Annotated in this window: 20 protein-coding genes and 1 pseudogene; 12 read left to right on the top strand and 9 right to left on the bottom strand. The window is 63.5% G+C overall.

Going from position 1 to position 23,013, the window contains the following annotated elements; all coding sequences use genetic code 11:
- Positions 1 to 7: 7 nt before the first annotated feature.
- Entirely contained in the window at positions 8 to 907 is a 900-nt protein-coding gene (locus JN280_RS37975; RefSeq protein WP_244742705.1) for a LysR family transcriptional regulator, read from the bottom strand.
- Between the two features lie 307 nt (positions 908 to 1,214).
- Here JN280_RS37975 and JN280_RS37970 point away from each other — a divergent pair, with 307 nt between their 5' ends.
- The 9 genes from JN280_RS37970 (at position 1,215) to JN280_RS37930 (ending at position 10,310) form a co-directional block, all read left to right on the top strand.
- Positions 1,215 to 2,600, top strand: coding sequence for an aminomethyl transferase family protein (locus JN280_RS37970; protein WP_202309306.1), 1,386 nt, complete (start codon positions 1,215 to 1,217; stop codon positions 2,598 to 2,600).
- A 144-nt stretch (positions 2,601 to 2,744) separates the two neighbouring features.
- Positions 2,745 to 3,590, top strand: a complete 846-nt coding sequence (gene purU, locus JN280_RS37965; protein ID WP_202309305.1) for a formyltetrahydrofolate deformylase — start codon at positions 2,745 to 2,747, stop codon at positions 3,588 to 3,590.
- Positions 3,591 to 3,605: 15 nt separating this feature from the next.
- A complete protein-coding gene (locus tag JN280_RS37960; RefSeq protein WP_202309304.1) occupies positions 3,606 to 4,511 on the top strand; it encodes a methylenetetrahydrofolate reductase in 906 nt (301 codons plus the stop codon).
- A gap of 288 nt (positions 4,512 to 4,799) precedes the next feature.
- Positions 4,800 to 6,008, top strand: a complete 1,209-nt coding sequence (locus JN280_RS37955) for an amino acid ABC transporter substrate-binding protein (protein WP_202309303.1) — start codon at positions 4,800 to 4,802, stop codon at positions 6,006 to 6,008.
- Positions 6,009 to 6,073: 65 nt separating this feature from the next.
- Positions 6,074 to 6,940: a branched-chain amino acid ABC transporter permease gene (locus JN280_RS37950; protein WP_202315308.1), complete on the top strand. Its 867-nt coding sequence runs from the start codon at positions 6,074 to 6,076 to the stop codon at positions 6,938 to 6,940.
- Positions 6,940 to 7,917 (top strand): branched-chain amino acid ABC transporter permease, encoded by a 978-nt coding sequence (locus tag JN280_RS37945; protein ID WP_202309302.1) that lies wholly within the window; start codon positions 6,940 to 6,942, stop codon positions 7,915 to 7,917. Before JN280_RS37950 ends, JN280_RS37945 begins: the two co-directional genes overlap by 1 nt.
- Positions 7,914 to 8,645 (top strand): ABC transporter ATP-binding protein, encoded by a 732-nt coding sequence (locus tag JN280_RS37940; protein ID WP_202309301.1) that lies wholly within the window; start codon positions 7,914 to 7,916, stop codon positions 8,643 to 8,645. The genes JN280_RS37945 and JN280_RS37940 overlap by 4 nt, the downstream gene beginning before the upstream one ends.
- Positions 8,638 to 9,366: an ABC transporter ATP-binding protein gene (locus JN280_RS37935; protein ID WP_202309300.1), complete on the top strand. Its 729-nt coding sequence runs from the start codon at positions 8,638 to 8,640 to the stop codon at positions 9,364 to 9,366. Before JN280_RS37940 ends, JN280_RS37935 begins: the two co-directional genes overlap by 8 nt.
- A gap of 215 nt (positions 9,367 to 9,581) precedes the next feature.
- Positions 9,582 to 10,310 carry an FCD domain-containing protein gene (locus tag JN280_RS37930; RefSeq protein WP_202309299.1) on the top strand — a complete coding sequence of 243 codons (729 nt, stop codon included), beginning with the start codon at positions 9,582 to 9,584 and terminating at the stop codon, positions 10,308 to 10,310.
- A 133-nt stretch (positions 10,311 to 10,443) separates the two neighbouring features.
- Here JN280_RS37930 and JN280_RS37925 read toward each other — a convergent pair.
- Positions 10,444 to 11,612: pseudogene (locus tag JN280_RS37925) on the bottom strand (ISAs1 family transposase).
- 231 nt (positions 11,613 to 11,843) lie between these two features.
- Here JN280_RS37925 and JN280_RS37920 point away from each other — a divergent pair.
- Positions 11,844 to 12,743 (top strand): ABC transporter substrate-binding protein, encoded by a 900-nt coding sequence (locus JN280_RS37920; RefSeq protein ID WP_244742702.1) that lies wholly within the window; start codon positions 11,844 to 11,846, stop codon positions 12,741 to 12,743.
- Positions 12,744 to 12,790: 47 nt separating this feature from the next.
- Here JN280_RS37920 and folK read toward each other — a convergent pair whose 3' ends face one another.
- From folK to JN280_RS37900, 4 genes are all read right to left on the bottom strand, one after another.
- The gene (gene folK / locus JN280_RS37915) at positions 12,791 to 13,294 is read right to left on the bottom strand and encodes a 2-amino-4-hydroxy-6-hydroxymethyldihydropteridine diphosphokinase (protein ID WP_202309298.1); all 504 of its coding nucleotides are present in this window, start codon (positions 13,292 to 13,294) and stop codon (positions 12,791 to 12,793) included.
- Positions 13,291 to 13,665 (bottom strand): dihydroneopterin aldolase, encoded by a 375-nt coding sequence (gene folB, locus JN280_RS37910; protein WP_202309297.1) that lies wholly within the window; start codon positions 13,663 to 13,665, stop codon positions 13,291 to 13,293. Before folB ends, folK begins: the two co-directional genes overlap by 4 nt.
- A gap of 163 nt (positions 13,666 to 13,828) precedes the next feature.
- Positions 13,829 to 15,211, bottom strand: coding sequence for an aminomethyltransferase family protein (locus JN280_RS37905; RefSeq protein ID WP_202309296.1), 1,383 nt, complete (start codon positions 15,209 to 15,211; stop codon positions 13,829 to 13,831).
- Between the two features lie 410 nt (positions 15,212 to 15,621).
- A complete protein-coding gene (locus JN280_RS37900) occupies positions 15,622 to 16,518 on the bottom strand; it encodes a LysR family transcriptional regulator (RefSeq protein ID WP_202309295.1) in 897 nt (298 codons plus the stop codon).
- A gap of 123 nt (positions 16,519 to 16,641) precedes the next feature.
- On the opposite strand from JN280_RS37900, the gene JN280_RS37895 reads away from it, so the two are divergent.
- Together JN280_RS37895 and JN280_RS37890 are read left to right on the top strand one after the other, a co-directional pair.
- On the top strand, positions 16,642 to 17,868 hold the full coding sequence (locus JN280_RS37895) for an acyl-CoA dehydrogenase (RefSeq protein ID WP_202309294.1): 1,227 nt from the start codon (positions 16,642 to 16,644) through the stop codon (positions 17,866 to 17,868).
- A gap of 11 nt (positions 17,869 to 17,879) precedes the next feature.
- Positions 17,880 to 19,070 carry a CaiB/BaiF CoA transferase family protein gene (locus JN280_RS37890; protein ID WP_244742699.1) on the top strand — a complete coding sequence of 397 codons (1,191 nt, stop codon included), beginning with the start codon at positions 17,880 to 17,882 and terminating at the stop codon, positions 19,068 to 19,070.
- Positions 19,071 to 19,341: 271 nt separating this feature from the next.
- Here the strand turns inward: JN280_RS37890 and JN280_RS37885 are convergent, their stop codons facing one another.
- The 3 genes from JN280_RS37885 to JN280_RS37875 are packed head-to-tail and all read right to left on the bottom strand — an operon-like array spanning position 19,342 to position 23,011.
- Positions 19,342 to 20,319: a Bug family tripartite tricarboxylate transporter substrate binding protein gene (locus JN280_RS37885; protein WP_202309293.1), complete on the bottom strand. Its 978-nt coding sequence runs from the start codon at positions 20,317 to 20,319 to the stop codon at positions 19,342 to 19,344.
- Positions 20,316 to 21,488 (bottom strand): alkene reductase, encoded by a 1,173-nt coding sequence (locus JN280_RS37880; protein WP_202309292.1) that lies wholly within the window; start codon positions 21,486 to 21,488, stop codon positions 20,316 to 20,318. The genes JN280_RS37885 and JN280_RS37880 overlap by 4 nt, the downstream gene beginning before the upstream one ends.
- Positions 21,485 to 23,011 (bottom strand): tripartite tricarboxylate transporter permease, encoded by a 1,527-nt coding sequence (locus JN280_RS37875; protein WP_202309291.1) that lies wholly within the window; start codon positions 23,009 to 23,011, stop codon positions 21,485 to 21,487. The genes JN280_RS37880 and JN280_RS37875 overlap by 4 nt, the downstream gene beginning before the upstream one ends.
- Positions 23,012 to 23,013: the final 2 nt, after the last annotated feature.

Here is a 23,013-nt window from a genome sequence, read left to right as displayed (position 1 = left end):
TCTGCGTTCAGATCTTGGCCGAGACTTCGGCGAGAATCTGCCTCGCCCAGGCGTGCAACCCCGAATAGTGCGTGCGCTCCGTCCAGTACATATCGATCTGAAGCAGAACTTCGAGCGGGAAACGCTTGAGCGTCAACCTGTCGGAAAGGCGTCGCGCCAGGCGGTAGGGAATTGTTGCAACCAGCTCCGTGTCGCGGATCAGTGGCTCGAGATTGTCATGGCTGGGCACGATCACGCTCGGAGTAATCGTGATGTCCAGGACGCGCAGCGCGGCGAAGTAAAGCGCCTCCCATTGTCCGTTGTGGGTAACCGCGATGTGGCGTGTCTGCCTGTAGCCTTCCATCGTCAGTTCTCCATCCGCCAGCGGATGCGCTGGATCCATGATGCAGGCATAGCTGTCGGTGAAGAGTTTTCGCCGATAGTAGATGTCGCCGAAGATCGCGACGGGCCCCAACACGATATCGCAGATGTTCTCCTTGAGCTGCTGCTTCCCGTGCACTGCCGATTCGAAAATGTTGACCGCGACCTGGGGCGCCTGCCGATGCACCTCGTGCACGAAGGCCGGAATGAGGAACATCCTCTCGTGATGATTGCAAGAGATCGTCAGGCTGCCCGTGGAGGTCTGCGGGTCGAAAGCTCGCAGCGACGATAGTGCCTGCATCCGCTCCAGAATCTCGCGCGCTTCCTGCACGAGCTGCCGTCCCTTCTCGGTCGAGACGATCGAGTTGCCCTGTCGTACGAAGATCGGATCGTTGAAGGCTTTCCGCAATCCTCTGACTGAGTAGCTGATCGTCGACTGGTTAACTCCGAGGCGTTGCGAAGCTTCCGAGAAGGACTGGCAATCCTGAACCATGACCAGCGCCTGCAAGGCGTTCAGGTCGACGCGGGCAAGGTCATCCGTCAACATCGCTTCCTCATCAATGCAAATTTTCAATTACCTGTATCAAGCCTATCTCATTGTTGAATGTCCGCCAAGCTGTAAGCTGCCCAGATACAGGGAGGATGCTGTGGTCGAGGCCGGTCGCTCAGGCGAACGGCTGCCGCCCGAGGAACCATCCGAATGTCTCATCAGGGGGCCGTCAGGTCGCCGAAGGTCCGTGGCGACGCCGTCGCCTTACGGGCCGGGACCACGAGGAGTTCCGAGCGGTCACGCTACAGCGTCGAACTGTCCTAAACGGAAGTCCGGCGCAGAGCGCCTATGCAGGAGGAATTCAATGGCCAAGAACCTTGAGGAAAAGATTGCGGAGGCTGGCAGCCCGCAGACCATGCTTTGGGAGTCGAAGGATCCTCCTATCGTCGCTACGCCCGTGACGCCGGAATTCACAAACTGGCGCGACGAACAATTGGCCTGGCGCCGCACGTCGGTCCTGTTCGACCAGTCGCACCACATGGCCGACCTGAACATCAGGGGCAAGGACGCGCTTAAGCTTATCCGCGACACCGCGATCAACAGCGTTGAGTACTTTCCCGTCAACGCCGCCAAGCAGTACATCGCGGTGAACGGAGAAGGCCAGATCATCGGCGACAACATCCTGTTCCGCAACGAAGAGGAGGAATTCCAGGCCGTCGGCGTCCCACCCTCGATCAACTGGCTGCAATACCACGCCGAAACCGGCGGCTACGACGTCGAGTTGTGGCGCGATAATCCGTCCTATGCCCGCGTCGGCGGCGGCGATCCGGTCGTCTACCGTTACGAAGTGCAGGGCCCGGGCGCCATGAACGTCATCCGCGAGGTGCTCGGCGAAGAGCCCCCGACGGTGAAGTTCTTCCACGGCGCGCGTTTCACGATCGCCGGCAAGATGGTGCGCGCCCTTCGTCACGGCATGGCGGGCGAACCGGGCTTCGAATTCGTTGGTCCATGGGCCGATCGCGAGGCGGTGCACAATGCGCTGCTCGAGGCCGGCAAGAAGCACGGTATGGTCCAGGTCGGCGGGCGCGCCTATCTCACGAACACCTTGGAATCGGGTTGGCTGCCGCGACCGCTGCCGGCATTCTATTCAGGCAAGAGCACCGAAGGTTTTCGCAGATGGCTCGCCGCCGACGAGATCGACGCCAAGGTGTCACTGGGCGGCAGCTTCTTCTCCGATAGTATCGAGGACTACTACTTCAGCCCCTACGATGTCGGCTACGGCCGCATCGTGAAGTTCGACCACGACTTCATAGGCCGCGAAGCGCTCGAAGCACAGGTTGCAGCGGGTCAGACGGAGGTCCGCAAGAAGGTCACACTCAAGTGGGATGCCGAGGACACGGCGAAGTGCTGGGCGTCGATGTTCCAGCCGGGCCCTGGGGCCAAGTACTTCAACCTGCCGATCGCGCACTACGCCACCTACCACTACGACCGGGTGGAGTCGGCGGACGGCGCGCTGCTGGGCCGCTCGTTGCACACTGGCTACTCCTCCAACTACCGCTCGATGCTGTCGCTTGCCGTGCTTGACGCGGCGGCGGCCGAGCCGGGCACCGAAGTGGTGCTTGTCTGGGGAGAGCCCAAGCCCTCGTCCAAGATCCAGGTCGAGGATCACGTGCAGTTCAAGATCCGGGCCACGGTTTACCCGACGCCGATCGACATGCACGCCCGCACCACCTACCGCAAGAACGACTGAGCGGCTATCCCGCCGCGGCCCCCGGGTCGCGGCGCACCAGTAGCGCCTTCTTGCTTCCTCCGAATGCAGCGGATCGCCGCGGCGGCCTGGATGCCGCCGCGCATCGAAAACGACGCACGCGAATTCCGAAGAGACGATACAGCGATGAAGACCTACCTGCTCACGCTTCGATGCACGAACCGGCCCGGCATTGTCGCCGGTGTGGCCACGCGCATTGCGGCCCATGGCGGCAATATCACCGCGGCCCAGCAGTTCGACGACCCCGAGACCGGCCAGTTCTTCATGCGAGTGGCCTTCACGATGGAAAGCGGCATCGAGGACTTCGCCGGCCGCTTCTCCGAAGAGGTCAAGCGCTTCGGCTTGCAATGGACGCTGCGGCCGGAGGACCAGCCGCGCAAGGTGCTGATCCTGGTGTCGAAGTTCGATCACTGCCTGGCCGACCTGATCTACCGACAGCGCATCGGCGAACTGCCGATGGAACTGGTCGGCGTCGTCTCGAACCATCCGCGCGAGGCGCTGACCCTGACACTCGACGATGGCGTTCCCTTCCATCACTTCCCGATCACGAAGGACACCAAGGCCACACAGGAGGCGCGCATACGGCAGGTGGTCGAGGAGACCGGCGCCGAACTCGTCGTGCTCGCTCGCTACATGCAGATCCTGTCCAACGAGTTCTCCGCCTGGCTCTCCGGTCGCTGCATCAACATCCACCATTCCTTTCTGCCGGGCTTCAAGGGCGCCAAACCCTATCACCAGGCGCATGAACGCGGCGTCAAGATGATCGGGGCGACGGCGCACTACGTCACCGAGGACCTGGATGAAGGTCCGATCATCGCCCAGGACGTCGAGCACGTGACCCATGCCGACGGTCCGGAAGACCTGGTCCGCAAGGGCCGCGACATCGAACGCCGCGTGCTTGCGCGCGCGGTCGCCTTCCATCTCCAGGACCGCGTCTTGCTCAACCGACGCAAGACGGTCGTCTTCGCCTGAAAGGAGCGCACGCGCATGGACACGACTTCACGCCTGCACAAGGCCCGACCGCAGTTCATCGGCGCCTCGACCGAGTTGGCACCCAGCCAGGCGATCGACTCGCCGGATTTGCCTGGCCTGTTTCCGCAGGGGGTGCGCGTCTATATCACCGACATCGGCACCGACGACACGCCCACTCTCGTCCGGGCAGCTCGGCGGGTCACCGATCTCGGCTACACGGCCGTTTCCCACATCGCCTGCCGGAGGCAGACGACACGCATTGCCCTGGAAGAGCGGGTGAGGGCGCTCGCGGAGGAAGCCGGCGTCCGCGACGTGCTCATCATCGGTGGCGACGTCAAGACCCCGGCCGGCGTCTTCTCCTCGTCCATGGACGTGCTGGAGACCGGCTTCCTCGACAAGTACGGCATCAACGAGATCGGCATAGCGGGCCATCCGGAGGGTAGTCGCGACTTCTCCGACGAGGTGGCGAATGGAGCCTTGCTCATCAAAAAGGCCTGGGGCGAACGCACGGGCGCCCGTCTGCGCATAGTCACCCAGTTCGGCTTCGACGCCGAGAAATTCATCGCATGGGCGGACGGACTGGCGGGGCTGGGTATAGACTTGCCGGTGCATCTCGGCGTCGCCGGACCCGCCAAGATCACTACGCTGCTGAAATACGCAGCGGTGTGCGGAGTCGGCAACTCGCTGACTTTCTTCAAGAAGCGGTCGGCTTCGCTGGCGGCGCTGGCAACGAGCCATTCTCCCGAAAGCTTTGTCAGTCCGGTGGAGGAACACTTTCGCGCGAATCCCGGCTCGGCAATCGAGCAGCTTCACGTCTTCCCCTTCGGCGGCATCAAGAATGCCTCGAGATGGCTCCACGAACGTGGATCGTGGGCGAGCGAAGAGAGACCGGCGGCGAGGCTCGAATTCCGAACTCATTGACGTACCGTATCGTATCTGTATACTATCGGGTACGTGAATGAAGCGGCGATTGTCAGCCCGGTCGTGCCGAACGGAGGCATGCGGCCGGGGGTTGAAGGTCGCGAAATACCCTGCGAGGAAAATCGCCATTCGACAAAATTACGAAAATTCGAGTGTTTACGAAAATTGCTAGCTTGTTGGAGGAAAATGCCGTAAGCAGTCTACGTGGCAGTGGAATGATGGACGACTGTTCCGCGGAGGAGCGGGCAGGAGAAGTTCCCATCGCAACCAGAATTGGGAGGAATTTCGATGTTGCGACGCAGTTTCAATCTACTCATGTTGTCGGCCGCGCTGGCTGTCGGCACGGCCGGCGCGAGCTTCGGGCAAGAGGCGGTCAGGATCGGTGTGAGCGCCGCCAAGACCGGCCCGGTCGCGGGTGGAGCATCGGGCGTGCTCTGGCCAAACATCAAGCTGTGGGCCGAGAAGGTGAACAAGGCCGGTGGGCTGAAAGTTGGGGACGAGATGCGGCCGGTCGAGATCGTCGAGTATGACGACAAGTCGTCGCCGGAGGAAGCGGTCAAGAACATCCAGCGCCTGGCGACGGAAGACAAGGTCGACCTGCTGATTCCGCCGTATTCGACCGGTCTCAACCTCGCGACAGCGCCACTGATCGCGAAATACGGTTATCCGCAGATTGTCTCGACCGGCAACGCCAACGACCTCGAACAGTTCGTCGAGCGCTGGCCGAACACGTTCTGGCTGCTCGGCCAGGCGCAGGGGCTCGCCAATGGCATCGTTGGCACGCTCAAGGATCTGCGCGACGCCGGCAAGATCGGCAACAAGGTCGCCTTGGTCAACGTATCGGACGCTTTCGGCCTCGAGATGATCAAGACCGGCAAGCCGGCCCTGCAGGAGGCCGGCTTCGAGATCGTCTACGAGACGTCCTATCCGCTCGGCAATCAGGACCTCGCACCGGTGATCGCCAGTGCCAAGGCGGCCAATCCCGACGCGTTCGTCGCCTATTCCTATCCGCCGGACAGCTTCGCGCTGACCGAGCAGGCGCAGTTGCAGAAGTTTGATGTCAACGCCTTCTACGTAAGCGTAGGCGGCAACCTCGACGGTTTTGGCAAACGCTTCGGCCCGGCCGCCAATGGCATCCTGATCATGGGCGGCGTCAACGCCGCCGATCCCGTCTTCCAGGCCTACCGCAAGGAGCACTTCGACGCGACCGGCCAGGAGGCCGACTGGTGGGCGAGCCCCGTCGCCTATGCCAGCCTGGAGATCCTGCAGCAGGCGGTAGAGCGTGTCGGAAGCCTCGACAAGGAGGTCATCAACAAGGAAATCCAGACCGGCACGTTCAAGACCGTTCTCGGAGACATTCACTTCGAGGACAACATCAACCACAACAACTGGACGGTGGGCCAGTGGGACAATGGCGTGGTGAACGGCGTCAGGGCCACGGGCACCCTTCAGGGGGCGGTTGAACCGGTGGTCAAGCCCGCGTGGCCGGCCAATTGATTGGGTAAGCCATGGACGCGGCGGCGCGCCTGCCGCCGGGTCCGATGCTTCAGCACGGTCGCGCCATGCAGATCATTCTCACAGGTGTGCTCCTTGGGGGCACGTATGCGCTCATCGCCCTGGGCCTTACACTCCAGTACGGAGTGTCGCGCATCATGAACCTTGCCAATGGCGAAACGCTGGTTGCAGCCTGTTTCGTCACCTTCTGGCTCTATACCGGCTTTCAGGTAAACCCGCTATTCGGGCTACTGATCATCGGGCCGGCGGCATTCGTCATCAACTGGCTGGTCTATTGGTGGCTCTTGCAGCCGCTGGTCAACCGCGCCAAGCATCGAGGGCAGCTCGAGGTCGATTCCATCCTCGCCACGTTCGGCCTGCTGTTCCTATTCCAGGGGCTGATGCTGCTGTCGTTCGGCGGGTCCTACTTCAACTATCAGTTCCTCGCCACCCCGTTCACCATTCTTGGCGGCTCCTTCGGCCTGAACCGCATCGTCGCCTTCCTGGCCGCCGCTTTGATCGCCTCCGCCCTCTACGTCTTTCTCTACCACACGGATCGCGGCACCGCGGTGCGCGCCGTGGCGGTCGACCCGCGTTCGGCCCGGCTCGTGGCGATCGACGTGCGCCGCACCGCCGCCTTCGCCTTTGCTCTCGGCGGGGCGATCACCGCCTGTGCCGGTACGCTGCTGTCGACCTTCTATACGTTCAACACGTCCATGGGCGTCCTCTTCACGATGAAGGCGCTGATCATCGTCATCATGGGCGGCGTAGGCGACGTGCGCGGCGCGGTTATCGCTGCGCTCGTACTTGGGGTGACTGAGACGCTCGTGGCGAGCCTCATCGATCCCGGCCTCACTCTGGCTGCCAACTACACCCTCTTCATTCTCGTTCTGCTCTTCCGTCCGCAGGGCATCTTCGGAAGGAGGCCGGCTTGATGACTGTGCCGCGCAACGAATTTGGACTTCTGGGCATCGGAATTGCCGCGGCCGCCGCGCTCGCAACGCTGCCTCTCTTCACCGAAGGGTTCTGGCTGTCGCTTGGCGTCAACATCATGCTCTACGCGGCGATGTGCACGGCCTGGACGCTTTTTTCCGGCCCGACCCATCTGGTGTCGCTCGCCAGCGCCGCTTTCTTCGGGGTCGGAACCTATTCAGTCGCAGTGTTCATCGACGTGCTGCCTTTCCCGGCGCTGGTCCTCATCGCGATCGGGGCGGGCGCGCTCCTGGCCGTACTGGTCGGTCTCGCGACGCTGCGGCTTTCGGGCGTCTATTTCGTCATATTCACACTCGGTCTGGCGGAGTTGATCGGCCAGGTCGTTACCTGGGTGCAGACCAAGTTCGGCGGCGCCATCGGCCTCTATGTATTCACCGATTTCACGGAATCGCATCTTTACTGGATGCTGCTCATGCTTACCATGGTGGTGTTCGTGACGGGATGGCTGATCAACCGGTCCCGTCTCGGCCTCGCCATGCGCATCATCGGCAACGACGAGACCGTGGCGCGGCATGTCGGTGTCGACACCGCGCGCTCGCGGATCATCCTCTTCGCCGTTTCGGGCGCCTTCATCGCCGTCGCCGGGGCGATCATGGCTCCGCGCTATGCCTATATCACGCCGCAGGCGGCCTTCAGCCCGATGACCTCCTTCCTGGTCGTCATCATGGCCCTGCTCGGCGGCACGCGCCGCTTTTGGGGTCCCCTGGTCGGCGTCGTGCCGTTCACCCTGGTGATGGACTTCATCTCCGGGCGCTTCCCAAATCACACTGCGTTGATCGTCGGTATGACTTTCCTGGCGATCGTCTACTTGCTGCCGGATGGCGTCACCGGCCGGCTGGAGAGCCTGTTCCGTCCCCGGGACCGCCCGAAAGACAACGGCGTGCTGCCTGTCACGGCGACTGTCGAGGACAGCCAATGAGCGCTTCTCTTCTGACCATCGAGCGGGCCCGCAAGGCTTTTGGCGGCCTGATTGCCGTCAACGACGTTAGCTTCGACGTCGGCGCGGGCGAACTCCTCGGATTGATCGGGCCAAACGGCTCGGGCAAGACCACGATGCTCAATCTGATCTCGGGTGCGCTATCGCCCACGTCGGGTCGTATCATGCTCGCAGGACAGCCGATCGGAGGGTTGCCCGCACACAAGATCGCGCGGATCGGTGTTGCGCGTACCTTCCAGCTCGTACGCGTGCTGCCGTCGATGAACGCCATCGAGAATGTGGTTGCCGGCGCCGTGTTCGGCCATCGCAGGGTCTGGGGCGATGAAGCCGTCGATCTCGCCCGCGATCTCCTGGCCCGTGTCGGCCTCAAGGGTCGCGAAGCGGTTCCGGTCGCGGCAATGACCTACATCGACCAGAAGCGCATCGAACTTGCCCGCGCGCTCGCTTCGGACCCGCATCTGCTGCTTCTCGATGAGTGGCTCGCCGGTCTCAATCCCAGCGAACTCCAGACAGGCATCGATCTCATCCGCCAGCTCAATGAACAGGGGCGCACCATCATCATGGTCGAGCACGTGATGGACGCCATCCGTTCGCTCTGTCATCGCTGCGTGGTCATGAGTTCGGGAATCAAGATCGCCGACGGCAATTCGTCGGAAGTGCTTGCCGACCCCGAAGTGGTCCGCGCCTATCTCGGAGATGACGATGCTTGAGGTTTCCAATCTCGGCGTTCGCTATGGGCGCCACCTGGCCCTCGAAGGCGTTTCGGCCAAGGTCTCGAAAAGCGAGATTTGCGTCATCCTCGGCGCCAACGGAGCCGGCAAGTCTTCCTTTCTGTGTGGCGTTGCCGGCCTGGTGTCCACGGAGCCGGGCACCTCGATCCGGGTCAACGGCAAGGATGTGACCCGGCTAGAGGCTCACCAGATGGTCGAGGAGGGCATAGCACTGGTGCCGGAAGGCCGCGGGATCTTCGGCGAACTGACCGTGGCCGAAAACCTCCGGCTCGGCAGTCACGCCCGTCGTGCCAAGGCCGAAGCGTCGCGTACGCTCGATTTCGTCTACGGCCTGTTTCCGCGCCTGGCCGAGCGTCGCGGTCAACTCGCGCAGACGATGTCCGGCGGCGAGCAGCAGATGGTCGCCATCGGCCGCGCGCTGATGTCGCGCCCGGAGATCCTGATGCTGGACGAGCCGTCGCTCGGCCTGTCGCCGCTCCTGTCGAAGGAACTGTTCAAGTCGCTCAGACTGATTGCGGCGGAAGGCTTCGGCATCCTGCTCGTCGAGCAGAACGCACGGCTCAGCCTGAAGACCGCCGATCGCGGCTATCTGATCGAGACCGGCCGCATCATCGGCGAGGACACGGCGGAGCGCCTGCTTGGCGATCCCAATGTGATCAGCGCCTATCTTGGCGGCAAGGGGGCGGCTCAGCCTCACTAGGTCGCAGCCAAGGCCATGGCGGGCTACGCGACGCCAGCATGCCAAGCCTGGCCGGTCGCTCCCGTGCAATCCCATCGTGAAGCCGCGAAAGCAGGCGATGTGTCTTGTCCTGTCGGCTGCCGCACGTCCGATCCTGCGCGGCCCGGTACGCCGTTTGATTATTTTCGAAAATCGCCATACACTTTGTGTCGCGGAGTCGAAGCGGAGCCACGCGTATGGATGCCAAGCAGGCGGGTGAAACCCGGGCAGCGGACGTGCTTGCACGGATGCGCAGCGATATCGTCAGCTGCAACCTGAAGCCAGGCGCGAAGCTGCGCTTCGAAACTCTGAAGGACCTCTACGAAGTCAGCTTCTCGACCCTGCGCGAAGCGCTGTCCCGACTTGTCGCGGAGAATCTGGTCGTTGCCGAAGGGCAGAGAGGCTTCGTCGTCGCCCCGGTCTCGCTGTTCGATCTCAACGACCTGACCAACGTTCGCGTGCTGATCGAGCGCGAATGCATCCGGCTGGCTATCGAGCGGGGCGATGATCAGTGGGAGGCCGAGATCATCGCAACCTTCCACCGCATGGACCGCCTGCAGAACAGGCTCGGCTCGACATACTACCTCTCGGAAGACTGGGCGAAGCTCCATGGCACGTTCCATTTCTCTCTCGTCGCGGCATGCGGCTCACCGAACCTTCTTGAAATCCGCCAGAAGCTCTTCGAGCGCGCCCACCGCTACCGGCGGATGTCTTCGCAGTTCCGTCCTCAGTGGCGGGCAAAGGACGTCGAGCACAAGATGATCATGGATGCCGTGATCGGGCGTGACAGCCAGACCGCGCAGGACTTGATCGACCGCCACATCCGCGAGACGACCGAGAACGTCATCGCGCACGCCTCGCACCTCTTCGAGCGGCCGGTTGAGCGCGCGCCAAAGGGACGATCGGGAATCCTGGCGGCTGAATAGCGCGCCGCCACCAGTCCCGACCTCAGGTCGCCATCCGTCGCACCAAGCCGCCGCATCGCGGCAGGCAGCGTTCCATTTCGCGCTGCCGGAGGAAGATTTGCCCCCTGATTTGCCTCAGGGCTCCGAATCCAGGTTAACGGGTGAGGACGCCCAGTAGGGTTGCGAGAAATTTGGTGTCCCATCCTGCGCGTTTTCGCCTGAGCTTGATGGATTTCTTGTCGGCGACGGCGCGGACGAGATTGATGGCGAAATGCCGGACGATGGCCATGTTGTTGGCGCCATGGCCTTTCCTGAGGCGGGATTGATCGTCCTTGAAGGTGACGTCGAGCGTCCAATGGAGTGAGTTCTCGATCGCCCAATGGCTACGCACGGCGTGCGCGGCTCGCTCTGCGCTGAGGGTTGCCGAGGAGATGTAGTATCTGGTTTCGATGCGGCATCGATCCTTGAGTTCGGCGTGGGCGGCGACGCGGACGATGGTGGCGGCGGCGGGCAGGCGCAGTTCGCCGGGGAAGCGGCGGGTGCCGGTCAGCCAATCGGTTTCGCGGCTGACGGTGACGGTGCGCTGTTCGATGCGGCCATGGGCCTTGTCGAGGTCTTGGCAGGTGTCGAGGCAACCGGCGGGCGCCTCGGCGAAATAGGCTTCGATCTCGCTTCTGATGGTGGGCTGGTTGGCCTTGACGGCGAGCAGGTAATCGGCGCCGGCACTACGGATCGCGGTTGCGATGGTCGCATTGGTGGCGATAGCGTCGATCGAGACGAGCGCGCCTTTGAGGCCGTCATCCCTGCCCAACCGCTCCAGAAGCACAGGGATGGCGGTGGTCTCGTTGCTCTTGTCGGCGACGGCTTCCTGGCCGAGCACCAGACGCGCCGTGGTGGCGAAGGCCGAGACCAGATGCAGCGGGGCCTTGTCGGCGCGCCTGTCGTGGCTGCGCCGCGAGGTCTTGCCGTCGATGGCGACAAAGTCGGGCTTGTCCGGCCAGGTCTCGCGCACCCAGGCGGTAAAGGCGGCCGAGAACAGAGCCGGATTGATGCGGTTCATCAGGATGGTCAGCCAGCGCCCGCCCGGCACGCCGTGATGGTAGGGCAGGTAGCGGCGCAGGAAATCGAGATGCGCCTCCCCCATTCGGCGATGCCGTCATAGTCGTCGCAGTCGCAGATCGTGCCGCAGACCACCAGAAACAGCACTTCCGGCAGAGGATGGGCGACCCGCCACGGCTCGCGCGGGTCCTCAATGGTCGAGAAATGATCCAGGAGCGCCTTCAGGCGCGGCTTCTCGAACCCTTCAAGGGCAGCAATCGTCATGACAGGCGCTCCGAATCAATCAAGCGCCCATGGAATCAGCCAATCCGCAATCCTGAAAGGCCGTTAACCCGAGTTCGCAGCCCTGTGATTTGCCTTGGGTCAGTTGACATACGACTGGGTATCTAGATACTATGAAGAACGCAGGATTGCCGCTGCTGGCGACTTCGCCGCCGCTGCCCGAACGATCCATCGGAGGAGACCATGATGACAACAGACGGGAATTCGGCACCGGTGAGGCTTCGGCTCGCGGGCGGGGCGCAGGGGTTCAACTGGCTGCCTGTCTTCGTCGCGGAGGAACAGGGCCTGTTCGCACGGCACGGCCTCGCGATCGAGTACAAGCGAATGGGCAGTGTCGACAAGGCGACGATCGCCGTGCTGGAGGGCGAAGCCGACCTCGCGATCACGCCGCCGGAAGGTGCTGTGGCAGACTTCGTCGATGGTGGTGAGCTGCGCATCGTGGCGGCCAATGCCTTGCGACTGCCAATGTCGTTGGTGGCGCGGCCCGGCATCGACTCCCTGGCCCAATTGAAGGGCACGAAAATAGGCACCTCCTCTCTGACCGAGGGCACAGCGATCTACACACAGATCATGTTGGCCGCCGAGGGACTGCATTATCCCGGCGACTATGAGTTTGTGCTTTCCGGTATCCACACCAAGCGCTGGGAAGCGCTGCAGGCCGGCGAGATCGACTGCGCCCCCCAGCCAGCACCGTGGAATTTCCTGGCTCAGGACCAGGGCTTCCGGTTGATCGGTGAAGTCAACGACGCCATTCCGGAGATCGTCTTTACCGCGATCATCGGCAAGGCCTCATGGCTGCAGGCCAACCCCGATGTCGTGACCCGCTTTCTCAAGGCCTTGATCGAGGCGCATCGGTTGACCAACGACCCGGAGAGCCAGCACGTCACGCTGCCGATCTTCCAGCGTATCACAACGTCCGACAGCCAATCGCTAGCGCGGCGCGGGCTCGCATACATGCGGAGCATGGGCATGTGGCCCGAAGATCTGGCTGTGCCGGACACGGCTTTGCGCACCACGATCGATCTGATGATCCGGGCGAAGCTGCTCGACGAAGCCAGACGCGGCGACGCCTTGGACGTCGTCGACGGACGATATCTGCAGGACGCGGTCTGAGAGAACTGCGCAGCCTTGCGCGAGGTGAGGAAGCGATCCGGCGCGGCTCAGCGCCGGCCCTGCCACCAGGCGGGCTCCTCCAGGCGATCGACGGCTGACCCATCGAGCGCGTTGGCCCATTCGCCAGCGGGTCGCCCGCGAACGATCATCGCCGGCGCGATTTCGGCGAGAGGAACCATCACGAAAGCCCGTCCCTGCATGTGCGGGTGAGGCACCTGCAATCCCTCCTCTGCGATCGTTTCGTCGCCGAAGGTCAGTATGTCCACGTCGATGGTACGCGGCCCCCACCGCTCGCCTCGGACGCGTTTCAGCGCCCTTTCCGCATCGAGACATAGGTCGAGCAGTTGGCGCGCTCCAAGATCGGTATCGACCAAAGCCACGGCGTTCAGAAAGTCGGGCTGGTTCGTCCTGCCCCAGGGCGGCGTGCGGTAGAGCGAGGAGACGGCAGCGACGGCAATGCGCGGACCTTTGTCCAGCGCGATCAGTGCCTCGCTCATCGCTGCGCGCGGATCGCCGATGTTGCCGCCCAGACCGAGCGCCGCGCGGGTCATCCGGCTTTCGTCGCCTGTGGCCACACCACCGTCACCTCGACATGGTCGAGGACGCCGGGAACAGGCGCGTTTGGCTTGCGCACGGGGATTTCGGCGCGCCTGATTTGCGCAAAGCGGCGGCAGAGCGCCTGCGCGACATCGAGCGCCAGTGCCTCGACGAGGAACCGCCTGCGACCGGTCACGATCTTCTCGATCTCCAGGAAGGCAACGCCGTAATCCACTGTATCCTCGATCGAATCGGTATCTAGTGGGGTGTCGGGAGACACTTCCAGCTCGGCATCGATATAGAAGCGCTGGCCGAGCGTCTTTTCCTCCTCCAGCACACCGTGGCGCGCGAAGAAAGCACAGTTCTTCATCCGGATGACATACATTGCAGTGACCTGGATCCTGCCCTCCGGCCTGCCTGCGCGGGGCTGGAACCGTACCCGCCGCCGGTAGTCGCCATGCCGTAGCCGCAGGGGCGCTGTGGTTCTTGGAAGAAGAGCAGAGTCCGGCCGTGTCGTTGTAGACACGGCCGGCTCCGGGTCCGATGGCTCACCGGTTGCCGGTCTTGATGACCTTCTCGAAGTAGGGCGCCGGCGCGACCTTGGCCTTGATCTCCCGCACGGCATGCTTCTCCACCGTATTGCGGCGCGAATCCGGCTCGCCCCACAGCAGCGTGACCTCGGTGCCGGGCTTCGCGTGTTCGACGTCGACGACGGCGAGCGAGATGAAGTGGTTGGCGTTCGCCGTGTAGGAAGGCCAGGTCGAGATGCCCACGGTCTTGCCGTCCTTCATCACCGCATCGACCTGGAAGGTGGCGTACATCGGCATCGGCATATTGAGGAATTTGGCCGGCGCACCGTCCCCAGGGAAGATCGAGTCTTGCATCACTGCGGCGGTGTCCTTGTCGTCCCACTCCAGCGTGACCTTGGTGCGCCGCTGGTTCTCCGCCTTTTTCGCGAGCGCGTCGCGGCCGATGAAGTCCCGGTTGAAGTCGATGATGCCCTTGTAGCCAAGCTCGATCGGGTCGACATAATAGTCGGTGATGTCGTCCGACACGAAGCTGCCGCCCAGCGATGCAATCGTCTCGAGGAAGTAATTGTTCAGCCACTCCCGGTAGGGCTTCATCTCCTCGCCGTGGTAGATCGCCGGCAACGACATGGGCACCCAGCCCGACTCCTGCGCGGTCGTCGAATAGGCGAGGGCGCCGATCTTGCGCATGCCGTATTTCTCTCCGGCCTTGTCCAGCGCATCGCGCACCGCCTGCTGGTCGTCCCAGGCGCCATAGATCTCGAAGCCAGGTTCGCCGGCCATGCCGTGACGCAGAGCGCGCACGGTCTTGCCAGCGATCTTGAACTCGCCGATGTTGAAAAACTTGATCTCGGGCAGCGTTCCGCCGGAAACGTCCTGCACCAGGGACAGTGCATTGGGTCCCTGGACCTGGACGCGGAACACGTCACGCGTGCCCGAGCGGATGGAGAAGTTGTCATCCTTCTTGGCAACGACGTCCAGATTGCTCTGCTCGGCATTGTAGAGCAGCCAGTCGCTGGCGAAGGGCGCACCGACCACGCGGAAGAAGTCCTCGGCCTCCCGAAAGATAATGGCATCGGCGAGATAGTAGCCGTCATGCCCGGCCAGCACGAGCTGCTTGGCGCGCATCACAGGGAAGGTGTCGAGCTTGTTCACTGCCACGCCGGACAGGAACGGGATCACCTGCGAGCCGCGCAAGTGTAATTCCGTCATATGGTAGGATTGTTCCAGCAGGGCGCAACTGTCCTTCCATGACCGCACCTCGTCCCGCCAGTTGGTGAACTCCGGCGGGATTACCGGGAAGCGGTAAGGTCCCAAGTTAGAGCCGCGCAGCAGATTCACCGGGCTGCCGGCCTCGACAAGGATGCTCTCGAGGCTCTTGGGTGCTGTATTCATCATTGCCATTTTCGTTCCTCCACACTTCGGCCCTATGGCCGTATTCAGCCAACGTGGTTGCAGCCAGATGCCGCCAGCCGCGGGGCCCGAAGCGCGAGCCAGTGTTCGCGTTTCGCCGACGCCGCGCATCTTGCGGGACGCGATTGCTGCAGGTTCACCACGATTTCCTCCCGCTGAGCGTTGTCCAGGTTTTTCGCCCGGATCGACTTGCGCGGGTGACACTCGTTGTCGCTCGCGCATTAGCCGATGGATCGGGACAGTGCCCTCCACTCAGATGCCAAAGGGTATCCGAAAACTAAGACGAATGTCAACGGGGTGAGTGCTGCGTTCGATTGCGGGGGAGCGTAGCTGCGCGAAGCGTCCGAGCGACGAGGGGCAATGTCCTGCGTGGCCGCCCTTGGCACGGGAAACGCGACTGGTCACGGCATGGCGGAGGTCTCAGCAGCCAACCAGGCACGGAAGGCTTCCAGCGGCAGATAGTTGGCGCGGGCCTTGGGCCAGACCAGCCAGTAGGCGCCGACGCTGCTCACTGCAGGCGTGAACAGAGACACGAGTCGCCCTTCCGCGATCTCCGGTTCGGCAAGATATTCCGGCAGCAGCGCGACACCGAGCCCGGCAATCGCGGCCTGCGTCATCGTGGCAAACTGATCGAACAGCATGCCCTGAACGGGGCAGGGCGCGACGCCCTGTGCCTCGAACCATGCCTCCCAAGCGGTCGGCCGCGTTTCGAGTTGCAACAGCTGCAAAGTCCGCATGTCCCCGATCGACTTGATCGCTTTTCCTTCCAGAAAGCCTGGAGTTGCGCAGGCCGTCAGCCGCTCCTCGAACAGCTTCATGTGTCCGGCGTCCCGCCAATCGTCCACCCCGAAGTGAATGGCTGCGTCGAAACCTTCAGCCTCAAAGCTGAAGCGCTTGAGCCGTGTGGCGAGGTTGATGGTGACACCGGGGTGCGCCGCCAGAAACCCGCCCAACCGCGGCGCGAGCCAGCGAGTGCCGAAAGCAGGCAGTATCGCCAGCGAGAGCGTGCCGCCCTCGGGATTTGCCGACAATTCCATGCTGGCCCGCTGGATCGTGTCGAGAGCGCGCGTGATGTCGCGGCCGTAAGCGCGCGCCGCCTCGGTCGGAATAAGCTTGCGCCGGTGCCGATCGAACAGGGGCCGTCCAAGCTGGACTTCGAGGTTCTGGATCAGCCGGCTCACCGCCCCCTGCGTCAGATCGAGTTCCCGCGCAGCCGCCGCGGTCGAGCCGGTGCGCAGCACTGCCTCGAAGGCCGACAGCAGGCTGATGGAAGGGAGAAACCGGCGAGGACGGTTCATCTGATATGCCTTTTATGCATCAACTCAATCCAAATTGCGGTTATTCAGCCCGGATTGCAATCGCTAGAGACATGTCAGACATGCGCCGCAGCGGCGCAACCAACATTCGCGGAGGGAAGCGGAATGCTGAAGACGATCCATTCGACCCCGGCAGCCGACGTCAAGTCCGATCGGGGTTCGTTTACCTGGAACGATCCCTTCCTCATCGACGCGCAGCTTTCCGAGGACGAGCGCGCTATCCGCGATGCGGCGGCGGCGTTCGCCGCCGACAGGCTCGCGCCGCGGGTGGAGACCGCCTATCTTGAGGAAAAGACCGATCCGGCAATCTTCCGCGAGATGGGCGAGGCGGGACTGCTCGGCGTCACCATTCCGGAAGAATATGGCGGCGTCGGCGCGGGCTACGTGCCCTACGGGCTGGTCGCGCGCGAGGTCGAGCGCGTCGATTCCGGCTATCGCTCGATGATGAGCGTGCAGTCCTCGCTTGTCATGCACCCGATCCATGCCTACGGCTCGGAAGAGCAGCGCAGGAAGTACCTGCCCAAGCTCGCTTCCGGCGAGTGGATCGGCTGCTTCGGCCTGACCGAGCCGGATGCCGGCTCCGACCCCGGCGGCATGAAGACCCGCGCAAAGAAGACCGGCAGCGGCTATGTGCTGAACGGCTCCAAGATGTGGATCTCCAACGCGCCGATCGCCGACGTGTTCGTGGTCTGGGCCAAGTCGGAGGCGCACGACAACGCCATCCGCGGCTTCGTGCTGGAAAAGGGCATGAAGGGCCTGTCGGCGCCGAAGATCGGCGGCAAGCTGAGCTTGCGCGCCTCGATCACCGGCGAGATCGTGATGGACGGCGTCGAGGTCGGCGAGGATGCGCTGCTGCCCAACGTGTCGGGCCTCAAGGGGCCGTTCGGCTGCCTGAACCGCGCCCGCTACGGCATCTCGTGGGGCGCGATGGGGGCGGCGGAAGACTGCTGGTTGCGTGCCCGGCAATACGGTCTCGACCGCAAGCAGTTCAACCGTCCGCTGGCCGCCACCCAGCTCTACCAGAAGAAGCTCGCCGACATGCAGACGGAGATCGCGCTCGGCCTGCAGGCGAGCCTGCGGGTCGGCCGGTTGATGGACGAGCACAGGTTCGCGCCGGAGATGATCAGCATCGTCAAGCGCAACAATTGCGGCAAGGCGCTCGACATCGCGCGCCAGGCCCGCGATATGCACGGCGGCAACGGCATCCAGATCGAGTACCACGTTATGCGCCACGCGCAGAACCTGGAGACGGTCAACACCTACGAGGGCACCCACGACGTGCACGCGCTGATCCTCGGGCGTGCGCAGACCGGTCTGCAGGCTTTCTTCTGAGGAGGCGTCCCATGCCCGGTGAGGAAATGAAAGGCGGCGCGATGGCGGCACCTCACGCCGGTCTCAAGGTCGTCGAACTCGCCCGCATCCTCGCCGGACCCTGGATCGGGCAGACGCTGGCCGATCTCGGCGCTGAGGTCATCAAGGTCGAGGGGCCCGAGGGCGACGACACCCGCAAGTGGGGGCCTCCCTTCTTCGAACGGCGACGTCCGGATGGCACGGCGGAGCGGGTGGCGGCCTATTTCCACGCAGCAAACAGGGGCAAGACGTCCGTCGTCTGCGATTTTGCCGAACCAGCCGATCTTGCGCGGGTCAAAATGCTGATCGCCGATGCCGATGTGCTGATCGAGAACTTCAAGGTCGGCGGATTGCGCAAGTTCGGGCTCGACTACGAAAGTGTGGCGGAGCTGAACCCGCGCCTGATCTATGCGTCGGTGACCGGCTTCGGGCAGGCGGGACCGCGCGCCAGCCAGCCGGGCTACGATTTCCTCGTCCAGGGGATGTGCGGGATAATGGACCTCACCGGCGATCCGCAAGGCGAGCCGCAGAAAGTGGGCGTTGCCTGGATCGACATCATCACCGGCCTCTACGGCGTGATCGCGGTGCAGGCGGCGCTGGCAGAGCGAGAGCGCTCCGGACTTGGTCAACATGTCGACCTGTCGCTGCTCGACTGCGGGGTGGGCGTGCTCGCCAACCAGGCAACCAACCATCTGCTCGGCGGCACTGCGCCGCGCCGGATGGGCAACGCCCATCCCAACATCGTGCCCTACCAGCTCTTCCCGGCCGCGGACGGGCACGTCATCATCGCCTGCGGAAACGATCGCCAGTTCGCGGCGCTATGCCGCGTTCTCGGGCTCGCTGCGCTGGCCGACGATCCCGATTGCGCCACGAACCCTGCGCGTGTGCAAAACCGGGAGCGCCTCTGCAGGGTCATCGCCGAGGCGACGTCGCTAAGCTCGCGACGCGGCCTCATCGAGGCCATGGAGGCGGCCGGCGTGCCGGCAGGACCGATCAACTCGGTGGCCGAGGCGCTCGCCGAGCGTCATGTCGTCGCGCGCGGCCTCGCGATCGCGCCCGAGGGCATCGCCGGTCTGCGTACGCCCATGCTGTTTTCCCGCAGTCCTCTGGCTACGGATCGTGCAGCGCCGGCCCTCGGCACGGGTGCCTGGAAATTCCAGCGACCGGTCCCCCCGGCGGTTTGAGCGCCGCGCGCCTTGAAGGGAAATGGACAGGATCGGTCGGTTCGCCGACGACGGTCTTCTTGCCGGTGTCGCAACGGCGCGACGGACCTGACACCACCATCGGGCCGTTCGAGGGATTTGGTCCCTGACTTCCTTCCAGCCAAACGCGATATTTGCGCTCGACATCAATCCGGTCCGACGGGCGTCTTGGCGGTCGGTCGTTGACGCGCATCGATGAAGAAGGCGGATGGCGCCGCCGACGCCATCCGCCTTCCGGCAGGTGTCGCCCGCGCTACTCTATCTTGAGGTTCGCGGCCTTGATCACGCGTCCCCAGTTCTCGGTCTCGGTGGCGAGCGACGTTGCAAAGTCCTCGGGGGTGCCGCCGCGGGGGACCTGAACGAAATCGGCGACCTTGGCATGGAATTCCTCGCTCGTGGTGATTTTCTGCAGCGAGGCCGAAAGCCGGTCGATGATCTCCTGCGGCGTGCCGGAACGGGCAAAGACGCCATTCCACGAATAGAGTGGCGCGCCGATCCCGGCTTCCGAGAAGGTGGGCGTGTCGGGCAGCACGTCGATGCGGTTCTCCGTGGACACAACGAGTGGGCGCAAGGTTCCGGCCTTGATGTGCGAGATCGTCGTCGCCGTCACGTCGAGGGAGAAGTCGAGGGCGCCTCCAAGAAGATCGCTCAGGCCGCCGTCCTTGTAGGGGACATGGGTCATTTCGGCGCCGGAATTCTGTATCATCTGCAGGACGGCGATGTGGTTGGGCGATCCGATACCGTAAGATGGGTATTTCAGCTTTCCGGGGCTCTGCTTGGCTGTCTCGATCAGATCGGCGACCGATTGGTAGGGCGCATCCGACCGCACCACGAGCACGAACGGAACATCCAGCAGACGGATGACCGGCGTGAAGTCCTCCGGCTCGTAAGGGACCTGATTGAAGAGCTGCGGGTTGAGGATCAGCGACAGTAGTCCGTAGAGGAGCGTATAGCCATCGGCGTCCGCCTCGGCGGCGGTCCTGTACCCGATATTGGAACTGGCACCGGGTCGGTTGTCTACGACCACCGGCTGTCCCAGATCCTTGCTCATCTGGTCGGCAACATAGCGGGCCATGGTATCGGCCGAGGTTCCCGCTGGCAGCGTCATGACGATTTTTATGGGGCGATCGGGATAGCCCGACTGTCCGAATGCGCCTGCAGCGAACGTCAACAGCGGAAGGGCAGCAGCCGACTTGAGCAGTGCTCGCCGGGTAGGGGATCTCAGGTTCATGCTTTCTCCTCCAATTGTGTCTGGGCTTCGGATTCGTCCAGACAGGGATAATCCGTGTATCCGCGATGGTCGGGCGAATAGATGAGCTCGCGGCGCAGCGGGTTCAGCGGCGCGCCGGTCCGCAAGCGTTTCGGCAGGTCCGGGTTGGCGATGAAAAGCCGGCCGAACGAGATCAGGTCGGCATGCGTCCGCAGCGCGCGCTCGGCTGTCGCAAGATCCTTGAAGCCATTGTTCGCGACGTAGCGGCCACGGAAGCGGCGACGCAGCGTTGGATAGTCGAGTTCGGCGGTCGCCGGCTCGTCGGTCGTCGAACCTTCCACGATATCGACATAGGCAATTTGGAGTTCGTTCAGCATCTCCAGCGCAGTGACGAGAAGGGTGGCCGGATCGGTATCGCGCAGCCGGTAGATCGTGGGATTGGTAGGCGACAGGCGCACGCCAATGCGTTGCGGGCCCCACTCCTCGCAAACAGCGGCGACAACCTCCATGAGAAGGCGGCAACGGTTCTCGGCGGTTCCGCCATAAGCGTCCATACGATGATTGGCGGAATCGCGCAGAAACTGGTCGAGCAGGAACCCGTTTCCTGCGTGGACCTGCACGCCGTCGAAACCGGCGCGCCGGGCATTACGGGCGCCCGCCCGATATTCAGCGACGATCCCCGGCAATTCGTCTTTTGTCAGTTCATGCGGCACGAGCAGCGGCTTGCGGCCTTCGGACGTGCGAATCGTTCCTGGCGGCAGGACGGCCGATGGTCCGACGGGCAGCAGGCCACCCGGCTGGGTGAGCGGATGGGAGTTGCGGCCGCAATGCCAGAGCTGGCAGAAGATGGTGCCTCCGGCCGCATGAACTGCCTCCGTCACTGCGCGCCAGCCTTCGACCTGCGCGTCGGTGAAGATGCCGGGCGTCATCGGCCAGCCGACTCCACGCGCGGAGACGGCGGTGGACTCGGTGACCACGAGCCCTGCGCTCGCGCGCTGCGCATAGTACACGGCGTTGAGCTCGGTTGGCACGCCGCGGGGGCACTTGTCGCGCGACATCGATGACATGACGATGCGGTTCGGCAGCGTCAGGTCGCCCAGCCTGATGGCGGAGAACAGTGACGGCGCGGCTGAGAGACTTCCCTCCTTCGCCGGTTCGGCCGCATCAGGTAGCCGCCTGAGCGGGTTCATAGCTCGTCTCCGCCCAGTTCGGAGGCCAAGCGCCTTCTGCCGCCCGTCGCCCGCCGGAGCGCAGCCACCGCGGGGATCGCGAGCAGCGCCAGGGTGGCGACCATGAACACCGCGCTGAGCGGGCGGGTGAAGAAGATTGTCAAATCGCCGTCATAAAGGAGCATGGCCCTGCGCAGGTTCTCCTCCAACATCGGACCGAGGATGAAGCCGAGCAGCAGCGGCGCTGGTGGGAACGACAGTCTCGCCATCAAGACGCCTATGAGCCCAAAGGCGAGGGTCGTGTAGACATCCGCGATGCTGTTGCGGAAAGAATAGACGCCGACGACGAGGCAGATCAGCACAATCGGATAAAGTGCCCAGTAGGGGATCGAGAGGAACCGCACCCATAGCCGGATCAGCGGTAGGTTGAGTACGAGCAGGATCAGATTGCCGATCAGAAAGCTGACGATAACGCCCCAGAACAGCTCCGGATGTTCGGTGATGACCCCGGGTCCGGGCGTCACGCCGTTGATGATCATCGCACCGAGCATCAGAGCCATCACGGGATCACCCGGAATACCGAGTGTCAGCGTTGGAATAAATGCCGTGATGGCGCCGGCGTTGTTTGCCGCTTCAGGGGCCACCAGACCTTCCGGACGACCCGAACCGAACTCTTCGGGATGTTTGGAAATCCGCCGTTCGGCGGCGTAGCTGATGAAGGTCGCGATGGCGGCCCCCGTACCTGGGAGTGCGCCCAGGACCGACCCAATCAGGCTGCCGCGCCACGCGGCCCTCGACAGCCGTCGAAGCTCTCGCCAGGAGAATGCGGTTGGCCGCCCCAGCCCATTCGGATCGACGAAGGCCTTCGACGCCGCGCCGACATTGTTCAGGAGTTCGGCGACCCCGAATATCCCCATGGCCATCGCGACCATGCTGATGCCATCGGCGAAGGCATCGTGCGGAACGAACCGGTAGACGCCGGTGTTCACGTCCGTTCCAACCAGGCCGAGCAGGAGCCCGAGCACCGTCATTGAAAGGGCTCGGACGGCTGAGCCGCTGCACATCACTGATGCGCCGACAAGTCCGAGCAGCATGATCGAGAAATATTCGGCGGCGGTGAAGTTCAGGGCGAACCTGGCGAGTGGAAGGGCCCCGAGCAGGACGATGACCATACCGACCGTGCTGCCGAAGAAGGATGCGATGGCAGAAAGTTTCAGTGCCTTTCCGGCCTCGCCTCGACGCGCCATCGGGTATCCTTCGAGGCAGGTCACGATGGCTGTGGGCGTTCCAGGCACGCGCAGCAGAATGGAAGCGATGGCTCCACCATACTGGGAACCATAGTAAATCCCGCCCAACATGATCAGGGATTGGGTCGGGCCAAGATAGAACGTGATCGGCAGCAACAACGAGATCGCGGTCATGGCGCCGATACCAGGAAGGACGCCGATCGCTTGGCCGAGAATCACGCCGACGAAGGCATAAAGCAGGTTGCTCGGCTGAAGGGCCGTGACGAGGCCAAGCTCGAGTCCGGACAGGAGGTCCATCG

It is taken from the genome of Mesorhizobium sp. L-8-10 (assembly GCF_016756635.1).
Taxonomy (GTDB): domain Bacteria; phylum Pseudomonadota; class Alphaproteobacteria; order Rhizobiales; family Rhizobiaceae.
Note: the sequence above shows the minus strand (reverse complement) of the source record. Positions and strands in the feature narration are given on the sequence as shown.

What these genes read in the sequence shown, in the direction of transcription:
- JN280_RS37890 (WP_244742699.1), top strand. Translation starts at nt 17,880, where the DNA reads ATGCCCGGTGAGGAAATGAAAGGCGGCGCGATGGCGGCACCTCACGCC.
- JN280_RS37950 (WP_202315308.1), top strand. Translation starts at nt 6,074, where the DNA reads ATGCAGATCATTCTCACAGGTGTGCTCCTTGGGGGCACGTATGCGCTC.
- folB (WP_202309297.1), bottom strand. Translation starts at nt 13,665, where the DNA reads ATGTATGTCATCCGGATGAAGAACTGTGCTTTCTTCGCGCGCCACGGT.
- JN280_RS37940 (WP_202309301.1), top strand. Translation starts at nt 7,914, where the DNA reads ATGAGCGCTTCTCTTCTGACCATCGAGCGGGCCCGCAAGGCTTTTGGC.
- JN280_RS37880 (WP_202309292.1), bottom strand. Translation starts at nt 21,488, where the DNA reads ATGAACCCGCTCAGGCGGCTACCTGATGCGGCCGAACCGGCGAAGGAG.
- JN280_RS37900 (WP_202309295.1), bottom strand. Translation starts at nt 16,518, where the DNA reads ATGAACCGTCCTCGCCGGTTTCTCCCTTCCATCAGCCTGCTGTCGGCC.
- JN280_RS37935 (WP_202309300.1), top strand. Translation starts at nt 8,638, where the DNA reads ATGCTTGAGGTTTCCAATCTCGGCGTTCGCTATGGGCGCCACCTGGCC.
- JN280_RS37875 (WP_202309291.1), bottom strand. Translation starts at nt 23,011, where the DNA reads ATGGACCTCCTGTCCGGACTCGAGCTTGGCCTCGTCACGGCCCTTCAG.
- JN280_RS37930 (WP_202309299.1), top strand. Translation starts at nt 9,582, where the DNA reads ATGGATGCCAAGCAGGCGGGTGAAACCCGGGCAGCGGACGTGCTTGCA.
- JN280_RS37970 (WP_202309306.1), top strand. Translation starts at nt 1,215, where the DNA reads ATGGCCAAGAACCTTGAGGAAAAGATTGCGGAGGCTGGCAGCCCGCAG.
- JN280_RS37895 (WP_202309294.1), top strand. Translation starts at nt 16,642, where the DNA reads ATGCTGAAGACGATCCATTCGACCCCGGCAGCCGACGTCAAGTCCGAT.
- purU (WP_202309305.1), top strand. Translation starts at nt 2,745, where the DNA reads ATGAAGACCTACCTGCTCACGCTTCGATGCACGAACCGGCCCGGCATT.
- JN280_RS37885 (WP_202309293.1), bottom strand. Translation starts at nt 20,319, where the DNA reads ATGAACCTGAGATCCCCTACCCGGCGAGCACTGCTCAAGTCGGCTGCT.
- JN280_RS37975 (WP_244742705.1), bottom strand. Translation starts at nt 907, where the DNA reads ATGTTGACGGATGACCTTGCCCGCGTCGACCTGAACGCCTTGCAGGCG.
- JN280_RS37905 (WP_202309296.1), bottom strand. Translation starts at nt 15,211, where the DNA reads ATGGCAATGATGAATACAGCACCCAAGAGCCTCGAGAGCATCCTTGTC.
- JN280_RS37960 (WP_202309304.1), top strand. Translation starts at nt 3,606, where the DNA reads ATGGACACGACTTCACGCCTGCACAAGGCCCGACCGCAGTTCATCGGC.
- JN280_RS37945 (WP_202309302.1), top strand. Translation starts at nt 6,940, where the DNA reads ATGACTGTGCCGCGCAACGAATTTGGACTTCTGGGCATCGGAATTGCC.
- JN280_RS37955 (WP_202309303.1), top strand. Translation starts at nt 4,800, where the DNA reads ATGTTGCGACGCAGTTTCAATCTACTCATGTTGTCGGCCGCGCTGGCT.
- folK (WP_202309298.1), bottom strand. Translation starts at nt 13,294, where the DNA reads ATGACCCGCGCGGCGCTCGGTCTGGGCGGCAACATCGGCGATCCGCGC.